Source organism: Hymenobacter seoulensis, from assembly GCF_054780535.1.
On the sequence record NZ_BAAGWD010000001.1, the window covers coordinates 1,549,469 to 1,574,941 of the forward strand.

18 protein-coding genes are annotated in these 25,473 nt (G+C 56.6%); 9 read left to right on the forward strand and 9 right to left on the reverse strand.

Annotation, left to right across the window (positions count from 1 at the left end; all coding sequences use genetic code 11):
• Nucleotides 1-7: 7 nt before the first annotated feature.
• Nucleotides 8-1,573, reverse strand: coding sequence for a PSP1 domain-containing protein (locus ACYVHC_RS06675; RefSeq protein ID WP_460612887.1), 1,566 nt, complete (start codon nucleotides 1,571-1,573; stop codon nucleotides 8-10).
• A gap of 400 nt (nucleotides 1,574-1,973) precedes the next feature.
• Between ACYVHC_RS06675 and ACYVHC_RS06680 the strand changes: the two genes are divergently transcribed.
• Entirely contained in the window at nucleotides 1,974-2,777 is an 804-nt protein-coding gene (locus ACYVHC_RS06680; RefSeq protein WP_460612888.1) for a zinc metalloprotease, read from the forward strand.
• A 513-nt stretch (nucleotides 2,778-3,290) separates the two neighbouring features.
• On the opposite strand, the gene ACYVHC_RS06685 is transcribed toward ACYVHC_RS06680, so the two are convergent.
• The 4 genes from ACYVHC_RS06685 to ACYVHC_RS06700 all read right to left on the reverse strand — a co-directional run bounded on the left by ACYVHC_RS06685 (nucleotide 3,291) and on the right by ACYVHC_RS06700 (nucleotide 8,507).
• On the reverse strand, nucleotides 3,291-5,924 hold the full coding sequence (locus tag ACYVHC_RS06685) for a S8 family serine peptidase (RefSeq protein WP_460612889.1): 2,634 nt from the start codon (nucleotides 5,922-5,924) through the stop codon (nucleotides 3,291-3,293).
• Between the two features lie 271 nt (nucleotides 5,925-6,195).
• Complete coding sequence (locus ACYVHC_RS06690) at nucleotides 6,196-7,053, reverse strand: NHL repeat-containing protein (protein WP_460612890.1); 858 nt, start codon at nucleotides 7,051-7,053, stop codon at nucleotides 6,196-6,198.
• A gap of 31 nt (nucleotides 7,054-7,084) precedes the next feature.
• Nucleotides 7,085-7,870 (reverse strand): UDP-2,3-diacylglucosamine diphosphatase, encoded by a 786-nt coding sequence (locus ACYVHC_RS06695; protein ID WP_460612891.1) that lies wholly within the window; start codon nucleotides 7,868-7,870, stop codon nucleotides 7,085-7,087.
• Nucleotides 7,845-8,507, reverse strand: coding sequence for a LutC/YkgG family protein (locus ACYVHC_RS06700; RefSeq protein ID WP_460612892.1), 663 nt, complete (start codon nucleotides 8,505-8,507; stop codon nucleotides 7,845-7,847). Before ACYVHC_RS06700 ends, ACYVHC_RS06695 begins: the two co-directional genes overlap by 26 nt.
• Nucleotides 8,508-8,667: 160 nt before the next feature.
• Here ACYVHC_RS06700 and ACYVHC_RS06705 point away from each other — a divergent pair, with 160 nt between their 5' ends.
• Nucleotides 8,668-9,657 (forward strand): sulfatase-like hydrolase/transferase, encoded by a 990-nt coding sequence (locus ACYVHC_RS06705; protein WP_460612893.1) that lies wholly within the window; start codon nucleotides 8,668-8,670, stop codon nucleotides 9,655-9,657.
• Nucleotides 9,658-9,763: 106 nt separating this feature from the next.
• Nucleotides 9,764-10,870, forward strand: coding sequence for a hypothetical protein (locus ACYVHC_RS06710; protein ID WP_460612894.1), 1,107 nt, complete (start codon nucleotides 9,764-9,766; stop codon nucleotides 10,868-10,870).
• Between the two features lie 72 nt (nucleotides 10,871-10,942).
• Here the strand turns inward: ACYVHC_RS06710 and ftsH are convergent, their stop codons facing one another.
• Nucleotides 10,943-13,066, reverse strand: a complete 2,124-nt coding sequence (ftsH, locus tag ACYVHC_RS06715) for an ATP-dependent metallopeptidase FtsH/Yme1/Tma family protein (protein ID WP_460612895.1) — start codon at nucleotides 13,064-13,066, stop codon at nucleotides 10,943-10,945.
• A gap of 98 nt (nucleotides 13,067-13,164) precedes the next feature.
• A complete protein-coding gene (gene rsfS / locus ACYVHC_RS06720; RefSeq protein WP_460612896.1) occupies nucleotides 13,165-13,557 on the reverse strand; it encodes an RsfS/YbeB/iojap family protein in 393 nt (130 codons plus the stop codon).
• Between the two features lie 15 nt (nucleotides 13,558-13,572).
• Between rsfS and ACYVHC_RS06725 the strand changes: the two genes are divergently transcribed.
• The 5 genes from ACYVHC_RS06725 to rlmB all read left to right on the forward strand — a co-directional run bounded on the left by ACYVHC_RS06725 (nucleotide 13,573) and on the right by rlmB (nucleotide 20,579).
• The gene (locus ACYVHC_RS06725) at nucleotides 13,573-14,361 is read left to right on the forward strand and encodes a biotin--[acetyl-CoA-carboxylase] ligase (protein WP_460612897.1); all 789 of its coding nucleotides are present in this window, start codon (nucleotides 13,573-13,575) and stop codon (nucleotides 14,359-14,361) included.
• 359 nt (nucleotides 14,362-14,720) lie between these two features.
• Nucleotides 14,721-15,179 carry a T9SS type A sorting domain-containing protein gene (locus ACYVHC_RS06730; RefSeq protein WP_460612898.1) on the forward strand — a complete coding sequence of 153 codons (459 nt, stop codon included), beginning with the start codon at nucleotides 14,721-14,723 and terminating at the stop codon, nucleotides 15,177-15,179.
• Nucleotides 15,180-15,395: 216 nt separating this feature from the next.
• Entirely contained in the window at nucleotides 15,396-18,383 is a 2,988-nt protein-coding gene (locus ACYVHC_RS06735) for a glycosyltransferase family 117 protein (protein WP_460612899.1), read from the forward strand.
• A gap of 115 nt (nucleotides 18,384-18,498) precedes the next feature.
• On the forward strand, nucleotides 18,499-19,698 hold the full coding sequence (locus tag ACYVHC_RS06740; RefSeq protein ID WP_460612900.1) for a GWxTD domain-containing protein: 1,200 nt from the start codon (nucleotides 18,499-18,501) through the stop codon (nucleotides 19,696-19,698).
• Nucleotides 19,662-20,579, forward strand: coding sequence for a TrmH family RNA methyltransferase (rlmB, locus tag ACYVHC_RS06745; RefSeq protein WP_460612901.1), 918 nt, complete (start codon nucleotides 19,662-19,664; stop codon nucleotides 20,577-20,579). The genes ACYVHC_RS06740 and rlmB overlap by 37 nt, the downstream gene beginning before the upstream one ends.
• A gap of 88 nt (nucleotides 20,580-20,667) precedes the next feature.
• On the opposite strand, the gene ACYVHC_RS06750 is transcribed toward rlmB, so the two are convergent.
• Both ACYVHC_RS06750 and ACYVHC_RS06755 read right to left on the reverse strand, forming a co-directional pair.
• Nucleotides 20,668-21,795, reverse strand: coding sequence for a mannose-1-phosphate guanylyltransferase (locus tag ACYVHC_RS06750; RefSeq protein WP_460612902.1), 1,128 nt, complete (start codon nucleotides 21,793-21,795; stop codon nucleotides 20,668-20,670).
• A 254-nt stretch (nucleotides 21,796-22,049) separates the two neighbouring features.
• Entirely contained in the window at nucleotides 22,050-23,027 is a 978-nt protein-coding gene (locus ACYVHC_RS06755) for a KpsF/GutQ family sugar-phosphate isomerase (protein WP_460612903.1), read from the reverse strand.
• A 174-nt stretch (nucleotides 23,028-23,201) separates the two neighbouring features.
• Here ACYVHC_RS06755 and recQ point away from each other — a divergent pair, with 174 nt between their 5' ends.
• Entirely contained in the window at nucleotides 23,202-25,400 is a 2,199-nt protein-coding gene (gene recQ, locus ACYVHC_RS06760) for a RecQ family ATP-dependent DNA helicase (RefSeq protein ID WP_460612904.1), read from the forward strand.
• Nucleotides 25,401-25,473: the final 73 nt, after the last annotated feature.

The following is a 25,473-nucleotide window of genomic DNA, read 5'->3' on the forward strand; positions in this document are numbered from 1 at the left end:
GCATTACTTAAGAAGCCGTTGGAGGTGAAGCATCAGCGCTTCCGCCCCGCGAAGGGCGTGCCCCCCGGCGGCCCGAGCGGCTACGGCCACCCTCGCCGGCGGGCCGGTTACCAGCAGCATCGGGCGTATCGGAAGCATTGCGTGCAGCTCGGCCTGAGTCGCCACGCGGCGGACGCGGAGCATCCGAAGCCGGAGCGGTTCCATCGGCGGAGCGGGCAGCATCAGAGCGCTTGCCTTCCCCACGGCCGCGGCCCCGGCGGTTCAGCGGCCGGGCCGCCGCGCCCCGCGGACGAGCCCGTTCTTCGCTGTTGGCAGGAGCATCAGCTTCATTGCTGACAGAAGGGTCAGGAGAAACCACCTCCACGGCGGCCGCACGTGTGCTAGCACCACGGCCCGAGCGAGAAACCCGCTCGCCGGTGGGGGCAGCGGCTTCTGGCTCTTTCTTCTTTTTGCCGCGTTTGCTGCGCTTCGAGGCCTTGATTTTGTCATCGAGGCGCTCTAGGGAGCCTTCTACAATGGCCGTAACCTCGGGCGCTTTCTCTTCTTCCCGCACGGGCTGCAACAGGCTTTCGGGCTTTTCGCCGCGCTTGTTCAGTTCCAGTACTTCGCGCACGCGCTCCGTGGGCACTACCACCCAGTTATTGTCGCCACGCACGGCAAACCACATCTTCTTCTTGAAGATATCGGTCTTCTGAAGCGTGTATTCGCCTTTTTCCGTCAGCAGAGGGCGTTGCACCTGCGGGATATCCTTCAGGGCATCCAAGTACGTGTCCAACTCATAGTTGAGGCAGCACTTAAGGCGCCCGCACTGGCCCGAAAGCTTAGCCGGGTTCAGGCTCAGGTTCTGGTAGCGAGCCGCGGTGGTGCTTACGCTCTTGAAGTCGGTGAGCCAGGTAGAGCAGCACAACTCGCGGCCACAGGAGCCAATACCGCCGAGGCGGCCGGCTTCGTGGCGCAACGAAATCTGGCGCATTTCTACCCGCACCCGAAACTCATCGGCCAGGCGCTTAATCAGGTCGCGGAAGTCAACCCGGTCATCGGCTGAGTAAAAGAACGTAGCGCGGGTACGGTCGGCCTGGTACTCTACATCCGAGAGCTTCATTTTCAGGCGCAGCTCATCTACCACGGCCCGGGCCTTAAACATGGTGCCGGTTTCCAGGTCGCGGACGGCCTGCCAACGCTCGGCATCCTGCTCTGTAGCTACCCGCAGAATGTTGCGGATGTCCTTGGAGTCTTCGGGCACCTTCTTCTTTTTCATCTGGAGGCGCACCAGTTCACCTTTCAGCGAAACGTGCCCCAAGTGCCAGCCATTGCCGGCGGCTTCAATCACAACGGCGTCGCCGGTAATAAGGGGTAAGCGGCTTTTGTTGCGGTAAAAATCCTTGCGGCCGCCTTTAAAGCGGATTTCCACAAGGTCAAATTCTTTAAAATCACTGGGCATATCCAGGTCCTGGAGCCAGTCGAATACATTAAGGCGGGTACAGCCGCTGCTACAACTGCCTTTAGAGCCGCAGCCCTGAGCAGAAGTAGTGGAGCAGCCCCCGCCGGAGGAGGAGCAGGATGTGCAAGCCACGGCTTGAAAGATCTATAGGTAAAGCGAAGGCGATGCCTTTGCGTGAAAACGGTTATGGACAAAGATAGGAAAATAGAGCGGCCCAGGATCAGGTATGCTGAAGTGGCAGAACTGAGTCATAAACGCGCTTTTTCCTAAAATGAGAACTCCAGCGCAATACTAGGTACCCCCTTAACCAAAGCCGTTTTTACATGGTTTCCTACCGATAAGCCAGCAGCTACTCCTGCATTCTGCAGGTGCAAAAAGGAGGCAAGCTAGTGCTTTTTTCCACTTTTAGGAATAAAGTAACGATACAGGCCATTGTATATAATTATGATAATTATACAGGCTCAATTTTGAAATATCATCAATAATACCCTAAGTTTACCTCGTTCTTTTACTACTCCACAACCAAACCCTAATGAAAACACTCAGATTCCTCGCCCCCCTTGCGCTGCTCGCAGCCACCACCCTTTCCCTGTCTTCGTGCCAAGAAGAAGCCGGTGTTCAGGTAAAGAATGAAGTTTCAGAAAAGACCATCGGCCAGATTAAAGCCCTGGGCTTTACCGCAGAAGGCGCCAAGCTGGTTGAAGGCGGTGTGCTGGTTGAAGGCGACATCGTTCTGACCAACGAAATGTTGGCTAGCACCCCCGACTACAAGATGCTGCGCGTAGGTGACGCCGAGCAGTACCGCACCACGAACCTGGTTGGCGGCCTGCCCCGCACCCTCACCATCCGTGTTTCCACTAGCCTGCCTTCGGCTTACATCACGGCTACTGATGAGCTGATCCGCCGCTACAACGCGCAAAACCTGCGGGTACGCTTTGCTCGTGTTACTTCGGGTGGCAACATTGTGATGACTGCTGCTCCTTCCGGTTCTAGCTACTTGGCTTCGGCTGGCTTCCCGTCGGGTGGTAATCCTTACGGCTCGGTTTCGGTGAACGTAGGCGCTATCGGCACGGCCAACGCCTCTACCTACATTGCTACCATTCTGGCGCACGAAGTGGGTCACTGCATCGGCTTCCGTCACACCGACTACATGAGCCGTCAGTATAGCTGCGGTGGTTCGGCGGTAAACGAGGGTGCCAGCACGGTAGGCGCTATCTACATCCCCGGCACGCCATCGGGCCCAGATCCGAACTCTTGGATGCTGGCTTGCATCGGCTCCGGTGCTAACCGTCCGTTCAACACGAACGACGTAACTGCCCTGAACTACGTGTACTAGCCCTCCGCTAGTCGCAAACCAAGCCCCGGCTCTTCCCAGAGCCGGGGCTTTTTGTTTTGTCGAGTTTGGGAGGTTTGGCTACTCAGAGTACCTGGTAGAAGTGAAGCCGAAGTGGTCATTGCTTGGAGGCGAAATCAATTAATCATGCTGAGCTTGTCGAAGCATCTCTCCCTCTGACCAACCAACAGGCCTAGGCCTTTTGCAACGAAGGGGTAGAGATGCTTCGGCAAGCTCAGCAGGACGGTTGGTTTGACAACATCAGCACGCGAGATGCTGCGACTGCGCGGACGCTAGATCAAGCAGTACGCTCTTTACACCAGCTGTTCACACTGCATCACATGTTTCACTATCTATAACTGGGCGCGGCCTTCGACCCAGCTATATAAGTATGAAAGCTACTGAACTCGGCTTGCAGAAAGCTAAGCCGAAACAAGCGCCAGGGAGGTACAGGCATGGTTTCGCCTAGGGTGGTTTCTACTACAAACCATCCAGAAGCCTCCTCAACGCCTATACTTACAGGATTACTACCCGGCGCGTAACCTCACGGCCGCCCGGAGTGCTTATGCGCAGCAAGTATGTTCCGGGCTGGAGCCCGTGCGTATCCAACGGCTGAATGGTTCCGATTTCAGTGAGTACATCGCGCTGTAGGCGGCCGGTCATGTCAAACAGGCGCACGTGCAGGGGCTGGTCGCGGGGGCCAACCAAGTTCAGCGGCTCACCACTGGTTACGGGCACCGGATACACCTGCACATCGGCGGTGTTGCGAATAAAGTACACTTCTTCAGTCTGGCTATAGAAAGTACGGTTGCTGGCCAGCACCACGCTAGCGCGGTATTCGGAGCGGCCGGGTACCGGGGCCGGATCCGTAAGTACTAGGCTGGTTCCAGCAATTAACCGTTGGGTTTGCACCGGCTGAAAAGAGCCATCCGCATTACGCCGCTCCAGCACCACGGCCCTAAGCTGGTAGGTAGTACCCAAGTTCAGGTTAAAGCGCACCGTGTCGGTTACAAGCTGCTGGGGCAGGAAGGAACGGATATAACAGCCGTAGGCTTCCTGCGTGACGTTGCTGATACTCCCCCGCTCTCCTACCCTACCCCCACTTACCGGCGCAACCGCATAGTACTGGGCGGCCGCCTGAGCCGCCGTCAGAAACAAGGCGGTATCAGGGAGCAGGCGGAAAGGCTGCAGGTTCGTAGCCCCAAGCACATACACTTGGTACTGCGTAGCGCCGGGCACTTTGGCCCAGGTTAGTAAGGTTTCATCAGGGCAGGTATAGGCCACATTTAGGGCTAGGGGGCGGGCTATGAAAAATGTATCGGAGGCTACGGCGCCGGCACCGGTAAGCAGCCGCACCTGTGCCATACCTTCTACTGCTTCCGGCACGGCCCAGCGGAAACTTTGCTCCTGAAGGTTTACGGATGGACTAAGGGTAGTCCAGGTAGCCTGGTTTACGAGCCGGTATTCGAGCCGAGCCGCCGTGGCCGGCCCGGCCCACTGCCAGCGCAGCCAGGCCGACTCCGCCGCCCGCACGTTTCGGGCCTCCGAGGGGTGCACCCACGTCAGGCCCGACTCGAACTCATACACCAGACTAAATGCTTGCGGCCCCTGCGGCACCCCAAAACCCCGCACCCGCAGCTCATAGGTACCGGCAGCGGGCAGATCCAGGGTAATTTGCTCAGTGTTATCGAGGTGGTTAGGGCGGCGACGGGCCGGCAATGCCAGCGAATCGAGGTGCGGGAAGGTGCTGAGCGTCCAGGGCAGCCACTGCTGATTGGTGGCCGTATTGGTCAGCTTGAGGTCGAGGTCGTTGATGAGAGTAGGACTGGCATCGGGCGCGGCTTCTGGGTCGGTCCAGGCCAGAGTGGCTTTCAGGCGGTGCGTACCGGCGGGCACGGTAATCATGAACACTCGCTCCTGGTTCTGCGTGGCGGTGGCTTCGGCGTAGCGGTTTTCCAGAATGGCCTGCACGGCTCCCAGTGCATCCGCCTGACCGTAACCCGCCACAAAATCAACGTTCGGGCGCCCGGTATCATCAGCCGCATTCAGCAGCGCAGCTTTCACCAAGGATGCTGATGGCACGGTACCCCGCTGGTCGCGGTAAGCCTGCTGCACTAATAGGCTGATCCCCGAAACTAGGGCGGCCGCATCGGATGTGCCGCCATCGCCGAAGGCTACCAGTTCCGGCTTCACGCGGCCATCGGCGGCGGGGCCGCGGGAGCTTAGCGGCACTACCTGTCCTAGGGCATCAGTAGCACCCACACTCAGCGTGTTTTTCGAGTTTTTAAACTGCCCGGTTAGGTTGGCTACCCCGCTTAGGGCCGCATACGGTCCGGCCGCGGCTGGCTGAGTGCCGGAGTTACCCGACGAAAATACGTGCAGCAACGCCGGGTACTGGCGCACTTGCTGGTCGTAAGCACGAGCCTCGAGGCCGTAAAAGTTCTCAACACTCACGCCATACGAGTGGTTTTGCACCGATACGCCCTGCGCCGCCAGGGTAGCACCATCATCGGGCAGCAGGTTATCGTAGCTGGACTGGGCAATGCGGGCCTGCCACGCGCCGCCTTTGCCATTCGGCGAAGAGTTGCCGCCGCCCGCAATCAGGGTGGCCATCATCGTAGCGTGGGAGTTCAGCAGCTTGGCCTGCGGATCGGGGTTAACCAGGCGGCCTTTGAAGTCGATATCCTCAATATCGAAAGGGTCTTCCTTTACCGAGACGGTCAGGCCTTTGCCCGTGAGCTGGGGGTAGCGGGCGTGCGTGGTCGATACCTTATTCAAGGTGAGGTCGGCGCCGTTAAGTTGGCGCTCAGGCTGTGCTACTCGGTCGGCGGCCTCTACAAACGTTACGGTGGGGCAAGCCGCCAACGCGCTGGCGGTGGCGCCTTGTACGCGGAGCAGGTTCGGGTGCCCGGGTTCTGCCACTACCGTTGCCTGCGGATATTTTTGGGTTAGCCATTGCCGGAATGCGGCTTGGTCGCGCACACTTACGCGTAAGGTGCGGGCGGCCCGGGCCAGCTCCAGGCCCGGGGCCAAGCGTGCTTTGAGCAGGGCTGGCTTGCTTTGGCCCCAACTCACTGCTATGCCCACGCTACTGCTGAGTAATACAAGAAAAAGACGCAAACCAGCGCGGCACTTAAAAGCAGCAGACATAGCAGGGAATTGGTTGTGGCAGAGGCAGAACGGCGAAAGGAGCAACCAGAGTCGCTCTTTCCAAATGTAGGCAGAAATGCGCGTATCTGGCCCTAAAGGCAGCTTTGAGCTTACGCTCAGTAAACCAACCGCGAGGTGGCCTATTCGGTTGCTGTATAGCATGAACCGGGCTTGGCGTTTCCCTCTATCCAACTACTTGTGCATTAGGCCTCTGCTGCTCACAAACCTACTTGCGGTGCCCAAACCAGATTTCGGGCTCGGCTACCACTGGCTACATTTTATACACTTGGATGCCAGCCGCCGTCAACAGATACGCATATTGCTCGCTTACCAGCACTTGCTGGACCCCGGCTATGGGCAGGGCTACAGTGCGCTCCGTTAGGTTGTAGAGGTGGAAAAATCGAAGCCCATCCGGGGCGAGGTAGTACAGCTCGTCGCTGCGAAATCCGACGTAGCTCAGGCCAGTTAGGGGCAGCTTTTTCCGGTAGTTGCCCAGGTTATCGAACACATACACGCCGCTGGTGCGGTCTACTAGGTACAGGTTGTTCTGGTACTCGCGCAGAAACCGGAAATCGGGCCGGGTGCGCCCGATGAGCAAATCAAGGGGGGTTGTGATGGTAAAGCGTTTCTGGATGGCATCAAACTGGCGCAGCGTCAGGTCCGACTCATTCAGCACCCAGTAGCGGTCGTCGGGAGCCAGCGTAACGGTTCGGGCCTGGCCATCGAGGTAGTCCTGCCAGCGCAGCTCGATGATGGGCGCCAGAAACCGGTCGAGCAGCATTACCTGCTGTCGGTCGTCGTAAAAGACCAGCACTTTGGCCGTATTCCAGGCTTCTACCTGCGCGGTGTGGCCAGGCAAGGGCGGCGAGTAGGTGTTCAGCGGTTGCCCATCGGGGCCGTATTGATGCAGGTTGTTCTGCGAATCCGTCACGTACAGGTTGCCGCGCCGATCCAGGGAAGCTGGGCCGGGCTGGGCCAGCTTGATGGTGCGCACCAACGCCCAGCCACTAGGGGCCGGTTTGGTATCAATCGGCACCGTGACCACGGGCGCTGCCTGGGCCGCGGGCGCTACGGAGCCGGCAGCCGGCGCGGTTGTCTGGCCGTGGGCACCTAGGCCGCTGAGCAGCATAAGGCCGCCAACCAGAAGTAGGTGTGCGCCTCTACTCCTGCTCAAAATGCCGCAATGCCAGCTGGTTCCCATCATACACGCCGTAGGAGCAATAATTGACCCATTCGCCGAGGTTTACGTAGCGACTACCGGGCGCTACCTCCACATCGAGCGGCAAGTGGCGGTGCCCGAACACGTAGTACTCGTGCGGAAACTGCTTTTCTACCTCGCGGCAGTACGTCAGCAGCCACTCATCGTCCCCGAAATACTGCTCATCGGCAGCGCCATTCTGCAGGCGGCTGTGGCGGCTCCAGCGGTTGGCAATGCCAATGCCCAGGTTAGGATGCAGGCGCGCAAACAGCCACTGGGCCACGGGCGAGGTGAACACGCGCTTCAGCAGCTTGTAGGTATGGTCGCCGGGACCGAGGCCGTCGCCGTGGCCAATATGGAACTGGTGCCCCCCAATGCGCTGGCTTACTGGGTTTCGCAGGATTGGGATGTTGAGCTCCTTGGTGAAGTAGTCAAACATCCACATATCGTGGTTGCCGGTAAAAAACGTGACGGGAATGCCTGCGTCGGTTAGCTCGGCCAACTTGCCCTGCAGCCGGATAAACCCGCGCGGAATAGCATGCCGATACTCAAACCAGAAGTCGAAAATATCACCGAGCAGGTAGATAGCCGCGGCATCTTGCGCAGCCATATCCAGCCAGCGCACAATTCGCCGCTCCCGCTCCAGAGAGCGGGCGGCATCAGGGGCGCCCAGGTGAAAATCAGAAGCAAAGTATACGCGGCGGCCAGCAGGCAGCGCGAGGTCAGGTAGTTGCGGCGGGCGCGTCATCCAATAAAAACAACACGATGCTGCGCGGGCCATGAGCACCGAGCACCAGCGTTTTTTCAATATCCGCCGTGCGACTAGGCCCGGTGGTGAGGGAAATCATGGAGGGCAGCTTGTCGGGGCCGTACTTCTGCTGCATCAGCTTCAGGGCGTCGCCGATATCGGTTACTACCTGCGAGGTGCGGGCCAACACTAGGTGCTGATCGGGGTAGATGCTGAGGCGGCGGCCGCTGGCCGTGCCAGCAGACACCAGCACGCTGCCGGTGCGAGCTACTAGGGCCTCGCAGCTGGTAAGGCCGGCATCGGCCTGGGTCCGGAAGTCGGTTTCATCGCCCTGAAACACAATGTTGCCATCGTGCAGCAGCTTTTTCAGCTCGGGCTCCCACACATACAGGTGCTCCAGCGCTTTCTCCTTTTTGTAGGTAAACAGCTGATCATAGAAGTGCTCCACCGACTCGCAGTAGTAAAACACGCCGCCTACCCGCACAAAGCTCTGGGCAAACGCTACCGCCAGATCATCGGTGGCGGCTGGGCGCGGATGCAAGGGCGACGTGAAATCGGGCCGGGCCGGTTGCTCCGCGGGTTGCTGCAATGCCTCGCGAATGCGGCGCAGAATTATATCACGGGAGTTCTGAGACATACAGCAAAGGTAACAGAGTAGGGCCACGCACCATGCGGGGAGTAGCAGGTCAAAAAAATATTCGTTATCTTATATATGGATTTCGAAGCCGCTTGCCTTTAGCCAAGTTGCTACCCTAGTGCGTTGAAAGCAAGCCCCGCTTTCCATTCCTTCCAGCCGCATGAATTTTTCAGTGAGCCGTTGGTATCAGCGCCACCTGTGGGTGGGCATGGGTAGGCTGAAATATGCCTGGGGGGTGTGGTTGCTTTTGCTGTTTTCGTTTGCACCCGGCCCGCCTGAGCCAGCTAAAAAACGTCTTAAAACCCGCAACGTTATCATTGTAGTGATTGATGGCCCGCGGTATTCGGAAACCTGGGACAGCACCACCCTAATTCCGAATATGGCCACCCGGCTGCGGCCCAAAGGCGCGTTTTTCTCCCAGTTCTTCAACAACGGTTTTACCTATACCAACTCCGGGCACACGGCCATTACCACGGGCATCAACCAGCCCATCGATAACTTTGAGGCAGAGCTGCCGCAGCAGCCTTCCATTTTTCAGATCTGGCGCAAAGCCACCGGCAAGCCCGCCACGGCAGCCTGGCTTATCACCAGCAAAGACAAGCTGCATATTCTGGCTAACACCCAAAACCCGGAGTGGAAAGATCAGTATCAGCCCTCCATAGACTGTGGCATAAGCGGCCCCGGCAGCGGCTACCGTGCCGACTCACTGACGCTGGTAGCGGCCAAGCGCATTCTCACGGAGCACAAGCCCAACCTGGTGCTCATCAATTTTATGGAGCCCGACGGCTACGCCCACGCGGCCAACTGGCCCTATTACCTGCGCGGCATTGCCCGCGACGACCGGTACGTGTGGCAGGTTTACAACTTTCTAAGGGCTAGTAAAACGTACCGCAACAATACCACCCTGCTTATCACCAACGACCACGGGCGCCACCTCAACGGCATCGGCACGGGCTATGTCGACCACGGCGACAACTGCGAAGGCTGCCGCCACATCAGTCTGCTGGCCCTAGGTCCCGATTTTAGGGTAGGCCGGACTCTCACAGAACAACACACACTGGTCGATATTCCCTCGACGGTGGCGTATTTGCTAGGCTTTCCCTTCGAGCAAGGCCAAGGCCAGGTGATGCAGAACTTATTGAAACGCTAGGAACTTGCCCTCGCGCCCCGAGAAGGCGGAGAAACTGAGTACGTGCTGCTGCTGCTGGTTGCTTTTCAGGTAGGCAGACTACTAGGTCTGCTTCATTCCCAAAGTCATGTTTTCACTGCTTTACCTAGCAGTCAGTGTAAGCTGGCTACTTTGGCAGCACCCCCGGCTGGCGCTGGCTGGCCCGGAACGCGCGTACGGTACTAGCCTCCAACTTCAGGCGAACCCCTACGAGAACCCTCTTTTCACCTCAGATGAAGCGCTACCCTTTACGCTGCTGCTGCCACTGGAAGCCATTCTGAAAGACCGAGGCCCCACGCCAACCCTGCATGCGGCCACCCTTCTGTATCAGGATGCAGCCGGCCACTCCAGGGCACTGATTGTGCAAGTCAGGGTGCGCGGCAACAGGCGCAAAGACCCCACGGTTTGCGACTTTCCGCCCCTGCTTATCCGGTTTCCGCAGGCCGAAGTCGAGGCTACGCCCTTCGGAAAGGTAAAGGAGCTGAAACTCACCACGCACTGCCAGGCCGACCACTTTGTGGTGCGCGAGTACCTAGTATACAAGCTCTACAACCTCCTGACCAACATGAGCTTCCGCGCCCGTTTGTGCCGGGTCACGTATCAGGACAGCAACAACAAGCGCAAACCCTCGGTCCATCACGCCTTTCTGCTGGAAGAAGCTACTAGCCTCGCTCAGCGCAACAACGCCACCATCGTTCCGAAACCACTCGCTATTGGCATGCAGCACACCCATCAGAAGACGATGGCTATGCTGGCTTTCTTTCAATTCATGATTGGCAACACCGATTGGTCGGTGCCCTACCGGCACAACATCCGGCTGCTTTCTCTGGACAAGAATGCCCCCTCCTACCCGGTTCCGTATGATTTCGATTACTCGGGCCTGGTGATGACGCCGTATGCCGTTCCGCCGCAGCAGTTAGGCATTACATCGGTGCGGCAGCGGCTCTTCCGGGGCTACAGCTTTCCAGAGGAGATATACGCCGAAACCCGCACCCTTTTCAATGCCCATCATACCGCTTTTTACAACGTATACCTCAAGTGCCCATACATCAGTGAGGAAGAGAAAACGTTCGCCACTCGGTTCTTAGACGAGTTTTACAAAACGATCAACGACCCCAAAGATTTTGAGCGCAGCATCGGCCGCGTGGGGCGCCGCAACCAGAAGCAGTACGTGAATATAAAAGGCCTTGAGTAGTCCCCGGCCCACAACCAACACACAAAAAAAGCCAGCCCTTTCGGGCTGGCTTTTTCACGTACAACTTTCTGGTTACACCGGGCTGACGGCGTTGCCGCTCGGCTCGGTGGTAGAACCAGGAGTGCCGTTCTGGTCATTGTTTAGGCCAGGCAGGTTCAAGTCGGGCAGGTCGTTGCCCAGCGGAACACCGGGGTGCTCCTGCTTCCGCTCGCTAAGCGTTTCGCTGCGATCGGTGCCGGCCATGTGCGCCTGATAAGTAGTCTGGCTGTCGAAAGGACGAGGACCAACCAAACGAACCAAGTCATCCTGCAGCAGGATTTCTTTCTCCAGCAGCTCTTTCGCCACTACCTCTAGTTCATGCCGACGCTCGGTCAGCAGTTCTTTGGTCCGGATGTAGGCCTGCTCGATAATCGTGCGAACTTCTTCGTCAATCATCTGCGAAGTAGCTTCCGAATACGGCTTGCTGAACCCATACTCGTTCTGCCCTTTCGAGTCGTAGAACGATACGTTGCCGAGCTTGGCGTTCATGCCGTACATCGTCACGATGCTATAGGCCGTTTTCGTGATGCGCTCCAGGTCAGAAAGAGCACCAGTGGAAATCTTGTTGAACACAATTTCCTCGGCGGCCCGGCCACCCAGCGTCATGCACATTTCGTCCATGAGCTGCTCGGTGTTATAGAGGAACTGCTCACGGGGCAGGTACTGCGCGTACCCCAGTGCGGCTACACCGCGGGGCACAATGCTCACCTTCACCAACGGATCAGCGTGCTCGAGGAACCAGCCCGCAATGGCGTGGCCAGCTTCGTGGTACGCTACTACCTTTTTCTCACCGGGGCTGATGATTTTGTTTTTCTTCTCCAGGCCACCAATTACGCGGTCAACGGCATCAGTGAAGTCCTGCATCGTTACCATCTTCTTGTCGCGGCGCGCGGCAATCAGGGCAGCTTCGTTGCAGACGTTGGCAATTTCAGCACCAGCAAAACCAGGTGTTTGCGCCGCCAGCTTCTTCGCTTCTACATCGGGGCCCAAGGTCAGGGGCTTCAGGTGTACATTGAAGATCTGGGTGCGGCCATTGATGTCGGGCTTATCAATGCTGATCTGGCGGTCGAAACGGCCAGGGCGCAGCAAAGCCGAGTCTAGTGTATCGGGACGGTTGGTAGCGGCCAGGATAATAACCCCGGAGTCGGTACCGAAACCATCCATTTCTACTAGCAGGGAGTTCAGCGTGTTTTCGCGCTCGTCGTTGCCGCCGGGCATGTTACCGCGTGAGCGGCTCCGTCCAATGGCATCAATCTCATCAATAAAGATGATGCAGGGCGCCTTGGCTTTGGCTTGCTTAAACAAGTCACGTACCCGGGCCGCACCTACGCCCACGAACATCTCCACGAAATCGGAGCCCGAAAGCGAGAAGAACGGCACATCGGCCTCACCCGCTACAGCTTTCGCCATCAGGGTTTTACCCGTACCGGGAGGACCTACCAGCAGTGCACCTTTCGGGATTTTACCTCCTAGTATCGTGAACTTGGAAGGGTTCTTCAAAAACTCTACGATTTCCTGAACCTCTTCCTTGGCTTCTTCTAGGCCGGCAACATCCTTAAAGGTGATTTTTACTTTGTCGCCGCCTTCAAACAACGCCGCACGCGACTTACCAATGTTGAAGATCTGACCGCCGGGCCCGCCTGCTCCGCTCATGCGACGCATCAGGAACCAGAAGCCCACGAAAATAACAATCATGAAGCCCCAGGTGGTGATAAAGTCACCGTAGCCCCGGTCCTCCGTGATTTTCAGGCCTACCTGCCGGTCAGCGGGCAGGGTAGCCTGAATTTTGTCGAAATCTTCCTTAAAGGTTTTACCATCGACTACCCGGAAGTTGAACTGCGGACCAGCCCCTCCGGTAGCCGTGAGCGGGCCCCGACGAACGAGGCGCTTGGCATATTCCGGCTTCTTGATGGAAGCAGGCTTTAGGGTAACCTCCACATGCCGGTCGTTCTTCAGCGTTACATCTGCAACGTCGCCGGCCACCAGCATTTGTTCGAAGTCACGCTGCTTGATTTCAACCAGCGGATTGCTTTGAGACAAGTACACCATCCCGAGGATGAGCACCACTAGTCCCGTCAGCACCCAGAGCTGCATACCCGGCCGCGGTGCGGGGGTAGGCAGCATATTTTTTTTCTTTTTGGGCGTTGTATCAGACATGTATTGAGTTTGCTAAGACAAAAACAAAGGCGGAACACGCCAACCGTGCGTTTGTTGGCGCGCCCGCCCGCATTCTGGAAGACGCAGTTGGCGTGGTTTTACTTTACCGCTGCCGACGTTTCTTCTTCTACATACGTAATGTCCGCATCGCCCCACAGTTCTTCCAAGGCATAGAACTGCCGACGGTCGCGCAGAAACACGTGCACCACTACGTCCACGTAGTCGAGAAGCACCCACTCGCGATTCATGCGCCCTTCGGTTTGCCAAGGGTTCTGACCGGTAAGCTTTTCTACTTCCTCCTCTACGGAGCGGGCAATAGCGTCAATTTGAGTATCTGAAGAAGCCGAGCAGATTATAAAATAATCGGCTACGGCATTTTTAAGGTCTTTTAGATTAAGCACCACGATATCGGCTGCTTTCTTCTCTTGCATGCCGCGTACTACTACATCTGCCAACTTGTCCGAATCCTGCCGAACCAGGGTACTTTTCATGGGGTATTATTAGGTTTGAACGTCACAAAGTACGAAAATCAGGTGGACGCTATATCCCCCCAAACTCTCTTCACGGGCCAACAGCTTGTCTGGTTGCCCGAATGCGCCTCAACAAACACTGAGGCACAGCTACTGGCAGGCCAAAACCGGGCCACGGATGGCTGCTGCGTCATTACCGACAAACAGACCGCCGGCCGGGGCCAACGTGGCAACCAGTGGGAAGCAGCGCCTGGCGAAAACCTGACGCTGTCGGTGGTGTGGCACCCGGGCTTTTTGCCCGCTGCCGACCAGTTTTTGCTTAGCCAAGCCGTGGCACTAGCTGTGCACGATTGGCTAAGCTCCTTGCTCGGCCCCGACCCGGCGCTGCGCGTCAAGTGGCCGAACGATTTGCTTTTCGGGAGTCAAAAGCTAGGAGGTATTCTGATTGAGAACACACTTAGTGGCTCGAAGATTCAGCATAGCGTGGTTGGAATAGGGATAAATATTAATCAACGTGAATTTGACGTTGTTACGGCCACTTCGCTGGCATGTTTAACTAACCGAGCGTACCATTTGCCGCTACTAGCTGCCCGGCTGCTCGAAAGCCTAGAGCGCCGCTACCTGCAGCTGCGCGCTGGCCGCATTGGCAGCCTCCGGACGGAATACTTGCGGGTACTGTATCGGTATCAGGAAGAGCATGAGTACGAAACCGGCAACCAGCGCCTCCGAGGCCAGATTATGGGAGTTGATGAAGCAGGCCGCCTAGCGCTGGCTGTACAGGGGCAGTTGCGCTACTTCGATTTAAAGGAAATTCGCTACCTATAAAAATCCGGTGAACCCCAGAACAGATACTAGCTCTGAAAAATAGCCAACCGTGTGTATATGATTTTAGCTTTTCGCCTGGTTTACTGCTAAAACAGGTTAAACAGCCCATGTATATGGCTGTTATTATATTATGATTCAACTATTTACGATGATTTGTCGTACATTTGATTAAACCCAGATGCAACTATTGGTTCTAAAGTAGCATCTGGCTGGCAATGACTCTGAAATTCCAAGGCACGGTACTTGCCTTAAGTGCCAGACGCCCCCTTGGACTGTCTCTTTGTCCCGGCCGGGCATAATTTTACACTTTGACTTCAGCGCGGGCCTAGGCCGTTGCGTTTTGATACTGACTGAATGCCATGAAAATTTCTACTCGCTTTTTCCCCGTGTTGCTGCTAGTGCTCTGGCAGCTGCCTATGTTGGCGGCCTCGGTCACGATGCGCTCAGGCAACACCGGTCACCGCTTCCATCCGTTGGCAGTACGTGCCAAAACGCCCGCCCCTTGGCACACCGCTCAGGCCACTCCGGCTAGCGCCTCGGTAGCGGCTAAAGCGCTTTCGCCTTCGTTGTCGGTATATCCAAATCCTTCGCGGGGTCTTATCACGGTATCGGTGGCGCAAAAGCTTCCCTGGGCCGACTACAAGCTTCGTTTGAGCAATATCATTGGCCGTGAGGTGCGCACCGTACTGCTGCGCCCCGAGGCGGCCGACGGCGGCATGAGCCTTAACCTTTCTGATTTGCCGGCGGGTATGTATTTCTACAGCCTCGTGCAGAACGACAAGGTGCTTTCTACGAAGCGCTTGATGCTGCAGAACTAGCTAGCGTTTCTATTAGCACAAAAAAAGCAGCCTGAAACCGGGCTGCTTTTTTTGTGCCTTATCGGAATTAAGAGTAAAAACTGGCTTCGTGCACGCAACCTCGTTCACGCCTCTCGCTACTTATTCTCTACTTTTGGTCTTTCACTGATTCTATTTCGGACCTTACCCCCGTCGTTCAGCCGTGGATCGGTTCTTTCCGGTCTCTTTTACCTACCTATGCGGAGTTACAAAAGCCTGAATAATCTAGTGGGCTGGCTGGTATTTGCCATTGCCACCATTACGTACATGCTCACGCTGGAGCCCACAGCGTCGTTCTGGGACTGCGGCGAGTTTATCGCCTGCTCATACAAGTTGCTGGTTCCGCACCCTCCCGGAGCCCCTACGTTCCTGCTGCTGGGCCGCCTGTTCTCGCTGTTTTCCTTCGGCGACGTTACCAAGGTATCGGTGCTGGTAAACATGCTCTCAGCCCTGAGTTCTTCCTTCACAGTACTGTTCCTGTTCTGGATCATTACCATGCTCGCGAAGAAGATGGTGCTGAACCGTCCTACGCAGTTTGATGAGCGCGGCTTCGAGCCCACCTCCGGCCAAACCTTGCTGATACTAGGTGCTGGCGCCGTTGGAGCCCTGGCCTACGCCTTCTCTGACTCGTTTTGGTTTAATGCCGTGGAAGCTGAGGTGTACGCTATGTCGTCGTTGTGCACGGCGGCTGTGGTATGGCTGATGCTGAAGTGGGACAACCGCGCCCACGAGGCCGACTCTGACCGGTGGCTGGTGCTCATTGCCTATGTTATCGGCCTCAGCATAGGGGTTCACTTGCTGAACTTGCTGGCAATTCCGGCCCTAGGCTTTATCTACTACTACCGCCGCAGCCAGAACCCTACCACCTTGGGTGGCTTTATTACCCTAGTAGTGAGCGGCGTAATTGTGGGCCTGATTCTGGCCGGCATTATTCCGGGCCTGCCCACGCTGGCCGGCGCCTTTGAGGTGTTCTTCGTCAATACGTTTGGGTTGCCCTTCAGCTCAGGCCTAGTGATTTTCCTGGTGCTGTTCGTGGCCCTGATCTGGTTTGGCTTTCGCCAGTCGTTCAAGCGCCGCAGCCGCCTGCTGAACACCGTGATGCTGAGCTTCGTGTTTATCCTGATAGGATACTCGTCTTACCTCATCGTCCCGATCCGCAGCAGCTACCACCCTACCATCAACGAAAACGCGCCGGAGGATGTCCTGTCCTTCGTGAGCTACCTGAAGCGTGAACAGTACGGCGACCGGCCGTTGCTCTATGGGCCGCAGTTCAATGCCCAACCTATTGCCCAGACGGAAGGGGCTCCGCGCTACGTACGCCAAGGCGATAAATACGTGGTGGCTGAATACCGCCCGGTGCTAGAGTATGAAGCCAGCGACAAAATGCTGCTACCCCGCCTGTACAGCAATGATCCGCTGCACCTTTACAACTACAAGAAGTGGGTTGATATTCAGGAAGGCGTGAAGCCCACCATGGGCCAAAACCTGACGTTCCTGTTCAAATACCAGATGGGTCACATGTTCTGGCGCTACTTCATGTGGAACTACGTGGGCCGTGAAAGTGACATACAGCAAGCCGGTATTCTGTGGGGAAGCCACGCCGGAGCCGGTTTGCCTGAGCGTATCGCCGACAGCCCCGCCCGCAACGCCTTCTTTGCGTTGCCGCTTATTCTGGGTCTGCTGGGCTTTTTCTACCATGTGCGCCGCGACGGTCGCAACGCCTTCATTGTAGGCCTGCTGTTCCTGTTCACAGGCCTAGCCATCGTCATTTATCTTAACCAGCCACCTATTGAACCCCGCGAGCGGGATTACACCTTTGCCGGCGCCACCTTTGCCTTTGCCATCTGGATTGGCCTTGGCGTGCTGGCCTTGGCGGAGTTGCTGCAGGCAGTTGTGAAATCAGAAACGGCGCGGGCTGGCGTGGTAACGCTGCTAGGCCTCGTAGTGCCCGGAATCATGGTGGCGCAGGGCTGGGATGACCATGACCGCTCCGACCGCTACAACTCCGTTGATTCAGCCAAAAACCTGCTGAACTCACTGGCTCCGAACGCGGTGCTGTTCACGAACGGCGACAACGACACCTTCCCGCTCTGGTACGCCCAAGAAGTAGAAGGCGTACGTACCGACGTGCGCGTGGCCGTATTGAGCTACCTGAACACCGACTGGTACATCGACCAGATGAAGCGCCGCGCCTACAAGTCGCAGCCGCTGCCCATCTCGATGAAAAATGAGAACTACAAGCAAGGCACCAACGACTACCTGCCCTACGCCGAAAACCCGGCGGTAAAGGAGATGGACGTTCGTCAGTTTATGCAGCTAGTGGAGCAGAACAGCCCCTTGCTGCAGGTAAGCTATGGCGACGGTTCCCGGACGCTGCTTTCTTTCCCGGCTCGCAAGTTTTACCTGCCTATCGATACCGCTGCCGTAGACAAAATGGGCATCATTCCGGCCGGGCGCCGCAAGCAGCTGGTGCCGCGCATGGAGTGGGAAGTAGGCAAGAGCGCCATCGAGAAGAAAAGCCTCGTGATACTGGACATTCTGGCCACCAACAACTGGCAGCGCCCAGTATACTTCTCTAGCACTGTTGACTCGCGCGACTTTATGGGGCTGCAGCCATACTTCCAGCTGGAAGGCATGGCCTACCGTATTCTGCCCGCCAAAGACCCCAGCTACGAGCCCACCAGCCGTGACGAAGGATACGTGGCAACGGACCTGATGTACAACAACCTGATGAAGACGTTCGCCTACCGCGGGCTGAATAATCCGAATATCTTCTACGACGAGAACAACCTGCGCTTCCCGGCTAACTACCGCGACAAGTTTGCGCGCTTGGCCAACACGCTGCTCGCCAACGGCGACAAAGCACGCGCCAAGCAAGTACTCGACAAGTGCTTTGAAGTAATGCCCGACAAGGCCATTCCGTACGATTACTACGTGCCTGAATTTATTCCGGCCTTGGTAGCAGTAGGCGAAAAAGAGCGCGCCAACGAGATTATGGATACCATGACCGGCCGGGCCGAACGGGCGCTAGCCTACTACAGCACCCACAACAGTGGCCTCTTCGATCAGGAATTCCAGACCTACCTGATGACACTGAACAGCGTGGGCCGCGCCGCTGAGGAAATCGGCGACCAGCAGCGGGCTTCCAAAGCCATTGGGCTGTTGCAGCAGTACTACAAGCAGTAAACACTAGGCCTCACGGCCTCTGAAAAGCCGGCTCCTGAAAAGGAAGCCGGCTTTTTTCGTAGAAAGCCTACCTTGCTGCCCACCATCTGCTCGTACTGCCGTGAAAACACCTGGTTTGTTACTTCTGCTCCTGCTTTCCCTAGGCACGGCGCTTGGCCTAACCGCCGCTCCCCGGCGCGACTTTGCCAGCCAGTACCGGCCTGGTCGGCGCATAATGGTAGACACTCGGCGGGAAGGTGACAGCCTCCGCATTTACCTGCGTTTTCCAACCCGAGCCAGCATTCGGCGGGGCTTTCCGCTGCACGTGGTGGCCTGGCCCGATTATGATGCGAAGCGGCCGCTTTGGCAGGATACAGTGCGCCGTTTTGCCCAACGGCTCCGCCCCGATGGGGAGGCTGCCCGCATTGATTTCTGTCTGCCTCTTTCTAGACTGCGGGTAGGACAAGTGATCAGCATGGCTGCCGGTCCAGCCGATGAAGCTGCTTCTGGCGATGCCGCTTGGTTTCAGCTGGCTCCCGAACACCTGTCCCGCCCCTTCGTGCTTACTGACTCCCTTGGTTACCCCTTGCTGCGCCGCTACGTGCACGTGGGAGAAGCCTTCGGAGTAGATAGCTACGGCCTTGATGAGCCAGTGCGCGCCTATCGTTACCCGTTAAGCTCACTGGCTGCGGCCCCGCCCATGTCGGGTCCTGGCGCGCTGCCTCCGCAGCCACGCACCCTGAGTGCGCTGGATTCGGCTATGTTTCAGGCCGGAAGTTTTCTGCAGTTGCGCTCCGGGCTTTACCTGCTGCGGGCCGGTAATGCCAGTCTTCGGAGCGGAGTTTTGGTGGAAGACAATAATTTCCCGGAGCTAACCTCTGCCGACGAGCTGATTGCGCCGCTGATTTACATGACCACCTCCGAGGAGCGAAAAAAATTGTTTGATGCGCCTGACCCTAAAAAGGCAGTAGACCAGTTTTGGCTTACCGTAGCGGCCGATAACCAACCCATTGCCAAGCAACTTATCCGCACGTATTATGGCCGGGTGCAGGAAGCCAACGAACTTTTTTCGGCCCATAAAGCGGGCTGGCTCACCGATCGGGGCCTGCTTTATCTGGTGCTAGGGCCGCCGGAAAGCGTGTATCGGGAGGGCAATGAGGAGCGGTGGATCTACCGCGCCGACCAGAGCATGGGCGGCACGTTCGTGTTCCGCGCCAAACCCAGTACCTTTGCACTTAATAACTATGAACTGGTGCGCCGCCCCGAGTACGAACAACTCTGGTATGCCGCCGTGGAGCAATGGAGAAAAGGACGAACCGCCCGCCCCGGCCGCTAACTGAGCGCCGCCAATTTTTTGATTCTGAGAACCGCCCGGTACCTAACCGGCGGCCGGCTTCCCGTGAGGATGAAGGCCGCTCGGGCCATGATCGGCCCGACAAGCCATTCTACCCGCACAAGCCCGCTCAGGACCGCAGCATCGACATGATTTTCGGGTTGCGCCCCATCCTGGAAGCCATGAATGCCGGCCGCACCCTGGACAAGATTTTCTTGCTGCGCGGCACCAAAAATTCCATGACGCAGGACATTCTGGAGATGGCCAAAACGGCCAGCATTCCGGTATCGATGGTGCCCGTGGAGAAGCTGGATGGCATCACGAAGAAAAACCACCAGGGTGCCGTAGCCTACGTGTCGCCAATTGATTACATGCCGCTCGATAACATCCTGGCCGGGCTGTATGAGGAAGGCAAAACCCCGCTGCTGCTGGTGCTGGACCGTATTACCGACGTGCGCAACTTCGGTTCGATTGCCCGGAATGCAGAGTGTTTGGGGGTTCATGCCATTGTCGTACCTAGTAGAGGAGCCGCCCAGGTCAACGGCGACGCGCTAAAGACTTCTGCCGGTGCCCTGAACCTGATTCCGGTGTGCCGGGAGCCTAACCTGCGGGATACGCTCAATTTCCTGCGCGACTCCGGTGTGCAGATTGTGGCGTGTACCGAAAAGGCCGACTCCAGCCTCGAAGCTGAAAAAGTTGACCTAACGGCGCCTCTGGCCATTTTGATGGGTAGCGAGGAAGACGGCATCAGCCCCGAGTATTTGCAGCTGGCTGACCACCGCCTTCGCATTCCGATGGCCGGTCAGATCAGTTCCCTCAACGTTTCAGTGGCCAGCGGCATCATGCTGTATGAAGTGCTCCGCCAGCGCTTGGCTAAGCAGTAACCCACTACCTAGTACAAGAAGCAGCCGCTACAACACCAGGACATGCTCCTGGTGTTGTAGCGGCTGCTTCTTGTACTAGGGACAACTTCTAGTTATACCCTACTCCTTTTTTCGATTTTACGTCGGCTACAAACTCTTTCACGCGTTGTTCCTCGGTGCGCTTGCAGATGAGCAGCACATTGTCGTACTCCGCCACGATGTAGCCTTCTAGCCCCTGCACCACCACCAACCGCTCATTAGGCGTTTTGATGACGCACTCCTTGGTGTCATAGAGCAGGGCGTTGCCGTCTACCACGTTTTCGTCAGCGTCGTGCTGGCCCATGCGGTGCAGGGAGTCCCAGGTACCCAGGTCGCTCCAGCCGAAATCAGCGGGCAGCACATACACGTTGTCGGCCTTTTCCATCACGCCATAATCAATGCTGATGTTGCGGCATCGGGTGTACGCCTTGGTGATGAAGCGCTCTTCGTGGTCAGTCCCCAGCTCATGCTTGCCTTCGTCGAACACTTCGGCAATATCACTGAGGTAGTGATGAAAGGCTTGGATAATGGCATCGGCACGCCACACAAACAGGCCCGAGTTCCAGAGAAACTCGCCGCTTGACACGAACATCTTGGCCAGTTCCAGATTCGGTTTTTCGGTGAAGGTCTTCACCTTGCGCAGGCCACTGGGGAACACGCCATCCTCGTGACCGGGAGCCGTTTTCACGTCCTGCGGGCGCACTTCAGCATCAATAAACTGAATGTAGCCGTAGCCAGTATCGGGGCGGGAGGGCTGAATACCCAAGGTAATGAGCACGTTATGGGTGCGGGCACCGTCAATGGCCGTCCGGATGGCCTCGCGGAAATTCTCCTCGTGCATGACAGCATGGTCAGAAGGAGTCACCACAATCACGGCCTCCGGGTCGCGCTGGGCAATACGGTAGCTGGCGTAGGCAATGCATGGAGCCGTGTTGCGGCCAATAGGCTCGCCCAGGATCTGATCCGCCGGCAAGTCGGGCAGGTGTTGCTGCACCAGCTCCGTGTAGTCGCGGTTGGTTACCACAAACACGTTTTCGGCGGGGCAGATGCCTTTAAATCTATCAACGGTAAGCTGAAGCATAGAGCGCCCTAGCCCTAGTACATCATGAAACTGCTTGGGATGATGAGTGCGGCTGAAAGGCCAGAAGCGGCTACCAATGCCGCCCGCCATCACAACTAGGTATGTATGCTGTTCCATTGAAGCCGGACGTAACGCCCGCGTTTAGGAAAATGAAAATGCCTAACAGGCCTAATCAAGAAAGACTTCACCTCTGCAAACGTGGCTATTCCAGCGCAAAGAGCGAAACTCCCCTATTAACCCATCAGGCAAGTATAGCGATATATTTTATATATAATAATTTCTGTAAAATATTTAATTATATCAACAAACATAGTTTACCCGCCAGCTAACAGGTAAGTAGCTGTGGCTCTGTATTCTCCGGGCGACATAAGTTACACAAATCCTTCCCGTAACAAGTCGTGCAGATGGATGAACCCGTTGAAACGGCCCTGCTCCGTAACAACCAGCTGGGTGATGTTGCGCTGCTGCATACGGGTGAGGGCTTCCGCAGCAAAGTCATCAACTTCGATGGTTACGGGAGCTGGCGTCAGGATATCGAGGGCGCGCACAGCATCTAGGCGACCGGCAAAGGTGGAGAGCATGCGACGCAAGTCACCATCTGTAATAATGCCTACCAGCTTACCATCCTTATCAATAACGGCGGTAGCTCCCAAGCGCTTGCCCGATATTTCCAGGATGATGTCTTTGAGTGGGGCCGTATCAGCTACCTGGGGCTGCTGATTCTGTCGGCTCAGGTCGCCTACCTTCAGGTAAAGCTGCTTGCCTAGCATGCCGCCGGGGTGCAACCGGGCAAAATCTTGTCGCGAAAATTCCCGGCTTTCCAACAAGCACACGGCTAGGGCATCGCCGAGGGCTAGGGCCGCCGTGGTGCTGGTGGTAGGGGCCAAGTTATGCGGGCAGGCCTCGCGCTCTACGGGAGCGTGCAGCACGTAATCGGCCTGCACGCCCAGGTAAGAATCGGCGTTGCTGACCAGTGCCGCTAGTGGTACGCCTTTGCGCTTAAGCAAGGGCACCAACACTTTAATTTCCGGCGTATCGCCAGATTTGCTGATGGCAATGACGAAATCTTCGGGCTGAATCATGCCCAGGTCGCCGTGGATGGCGTCGGCGGCGTGCATAAACAGCGCTGGAGTGCCCGTAGAGTTAAGCGTAGCTACCATCTTACCGGCAATGTGCGCGCTTTTCCCGATGCCGGTTACCACTACCCTTCCTCGTAAAGAGAGTATGGCTTCTATGCATTGTGCAAAATCAGGGGTCAGGGCAATGGCATCGGCCACCCCCTGAATTGCCTCAGCTTCTTGTTGAAGCACTTTTTTTGCAAGTAAGTTGAGTTCGTTCTGTGGTTTCAATCTAAATTTGGTATTGCGTATCGGAAGCCCGTCGGGAGAAATACATTACAGCAAGAACCTAATTCTGTACCTCAACAATGTGGTGCCGAATACCATAAAATTCTTAGATTGAGTAGGCAACACTGTTGTGCTGCTACTCCAATCTACCACCCAATTGAGTAAGTGAGGATGTCCATGCCAGCCGTGAAACAACAAGTGCCGCAAGAGGCTGATTTGAAAGGCAAGTTAAAGGAAGTTTTTGGGTACGGTCAGTTCCGGGGTGTGCAGGAAGACATCATCCAGAATGTAATAGCCGGCAACAACACCTTTGTGATTATGCCTACCGGCGCCGGCAAAAGCCTGTGCTATCAGCTTCCGGCGCTCGTGCTGCCGGGCACAGCCATTGTTATTTCGCCGCTTATTGCCCTGATGAAAAATCAGGTGGACCAGCTCAACGCCTTCGGGGTAAATGCACAGTTTCTGAACTCGACGCTCTCGAAGTCAGAGATGAACCGGGTAAAAAAGGATGTAATCAGTGGCGAGGTGAAGCTGCTGTATGTGGCCCCCGAGTCCTTGACCAAAGAGGATACCATTGAGTTTCTGAATAAGGCCACCATTTCGTTTGTGGCCATTGATGAGGCGCACTGTATCTCGGAATGGGGCCATGACTTCCGGCCGGAGTACCGCAAAATCCGCAGCATTATTGACGGGTTGGGCGTGCAGGTACCCGTAATTGCCCTCACGGCTACGGCTACTCCCAAGGTGCAGCTCGATATCCAGAAAAACCTGCAGATGGACGACGCCTCGGTGTTCAAGACGTCGTTTAACCGCACCAACCTGTACTACGAAGTTCGGCCGAAGCACAACACCAAAAAGCAGCTGATTCAGTACGTGAAACAGCGCAAAGGCCTAGCGGGCATTGTGTACTGCCTGAGCCGCAAAAAGGTAGAGGAAATTGCGGAGCTGCTGCGCGTGAACGACGTGCGCGCCCTGCCCTACCACGCCGGCCTCGACCCCCATGTGCGCATGGCCAACCAGGATGCTTTCCTGAACGAGGAGTGCGACGTAATTGTAGCTACCATTGCGTTCGGGATGGGTATTGATAAGCCCGATGTGCGCTTCGTGATTCACTACGACACGCCCAAGAGCATAGAAGGCTACTACCAGGAAACCGGCCGCGGCGGCCGCGACGGCCTGGAAGGCGACTGCCTGATGTTCTACAGCTACGACGACATCGTGAAGCTGGAGAAGTTCAACAAAGACAAGCCCGTAACCGAGCGCGACAACTCCAAGCTGCTGCTCCAGGAAATGGCCAACTACGCTGACTCAGCGGTGTGCCGCCGCAAGCAGCTGTTGCATTACTTCGGCGAGCATTTCGAGAAGGACTGCGGCTTCTGTGATAACTGCAAGCACCCGAAAGAGCGTTTTGAAGCCAAAAACGAAGTACTGATGGCCCTTAAGGCCGTGGTGCAGACAGATGAGCGGTTTGGGCTAGACCACATTGGCACTGTGCTGATGGGCATGAATAATCCGCATGTGGAAAGTTACGGCCACGACAAATTACCCGTATATGGACTAGGCAAAGACCATGATGCCCAGTTCTGGCACTCGCTGTTGCGCCAGACCCTGCTGAGTGGCTACCTGGAAAAAGATATTGAGAACTTCGGCGTGGTGAAGATTGCCACCAAAGGCATCAACTTCATCGAGAATCCGCATTCAATCAAGCTCACCAAGGACCATAACTACGAGGAAGAGGTGAAAGAAGAACAGGAACAAGAGGAAGTTCAGCAGGCCGCCGGGCATGATGAGGCCCTGTTTGATATGCTGAAGGCGCTACGCAAAAAGGTGGCCCAGCAGAAAAACCTGCCGCCGTACGTGCTGTTTCAAGACCCATCACTAAAGGAAATGGCTACCACCTTTCCTACCAAGATGGAAGACTTGGCCCACGTTTCGGGGGTAGGACAAGGCAAAGCGGTGAAGTTTGGCGCGCCTTTCCTGGCCCTGATACAGAAATACGTTGACGAAAACGACATCATTACGGCCGCGGATGTGGTGGTGAAGTCGGCCGTTAACAAGTCAAAAATCAAGATCTACATCATTCAGCAGATTGATAAGAAAATGGACCTGGAAGAAATTGCTTCTTCCAAGGGCATTGACATGCGGGAGCTGATGGAGGAAATTGAGCACATCTGCTACGCGGGCACCAAGCTCAACCTCGATTACTACATCAATGGGGTGCTGGACCAGGACCGCCAGGATGAAATTTATGACTACTTCATGACTTCGCAGACCGACAACATTGCGGTGGCCCTGAAGGAGCTTGGCACCGATGACTTTACGGAAGAGGACCTGCGCCTGATGCGCATCAAGTTCCTGAGCGAGGTAGCCAACTAGGGTTCCGCTCAGCAACAACCCTAGGCGCCTCACAAAACACAAGGCCCCACCCAAGCTAGCTTGGGTGGGGCCT

Bases quoted from the DNA above. Each gene is read 5' to 3' on its own strand.
- ACYVHC_RS06680 (WP_460612888.1), top strand. From the start codon at position 1,974: ATGAAAACACTCAGATTCCTCGCCCCCCTTGCGCTGCTCGCAGCCACC.
- ACYVHC_RS06685 (WP_460612889.1), bottom strand. From the start codon at position 5,924: ATGTCTGCTGCTTTTAAGTGCCGCGCTGGTTTGCGTCTTTTTCTTGTA.
- recQ (WP_460612904.1), top strand. From the start codon at position 23,202: ATGCCAGCCGTGAAACAACAAGTGCCGCAAGAGGCTGATTTGAAAGGC.
- ACYVHC_RS06730 (WP_460612898.1), top strand. From the start codon at position 14,721: ATGAAAATTTCTACTCGCTTTTTCCCCGTGTTGCTGCTAGTGCTCTGG.
- ACYVHC_RS06695 (WP_460612891.1), bottom strand. From the start codon at position 7,870: ATGACGCGCCCGCCGCAACTACCTGACCTCGCGCTGCCTGCTGGCCGC.
- ACYVHC_RS06700 (WP_460612892.1), bottom strand. From the start codon at position 8,507: ATGTCTCAGAACTCCCGTGATATAATTCTGCGCCGCATTCGCGAGGCA.
- ACYVHC_RS06690 (WP_460612890.1), bottom strand. From the start codon at position 7,053: ATGCTGCTCAGCGGCCTAGGTGCCCACGGCCAGACAACCGCGCCGGCT.
- ACYVHC_RS06735 (WP_460612899.1), top strand. From the start codon at position 15,396: ATGCGGAGTTACAAAAGCCTGAATAATCTAGTGGGCTGGCTGGTATTT.
- ACYVHC_RS06750 (WP_460612902.1), bottom strand. From the start codon at position 21,795: ATGGAACAGCATACATACCTAGTTGTGATGGCGGGCGGCATTGGTAGC.
- rsfS (WP_460612896.1), bottom strand. From the start codon at position 13,557: ATGAAAAGTACCCTGGTTCGGCAGGATTCGGACAAGTTGGCAGATGTA.
- ftsH (WP_460612895.1), bottom strand. From the start codon at position 13,066: ATGTCTGATACAACGCCCAAAAAGAAAAAAAATATGCTGCCTACCCCC.
- ACYVHC_RS06710 (WP_460612894.1), top strand. From the start codon at position 9,764: ATGTTTTCACTGCTTTACCTAGCAGTCAGTGTAAGCTGGCTACTTTGG.
- rlmB (WP_460612901.1), top strand. From the start codon at position 19,662: ATGGAGAAAAGGACGAACCGCCCGCCCCGGCCGCTAACTGAGCGCCGC.
- ACYVHC_RS06705 (WP_460612893.1), top strand. From the start codon at position 8,668: ATGAATTTTTCAGTGAGCCGTTGGTATCAGCGCCACCTGTGGGTGGGC.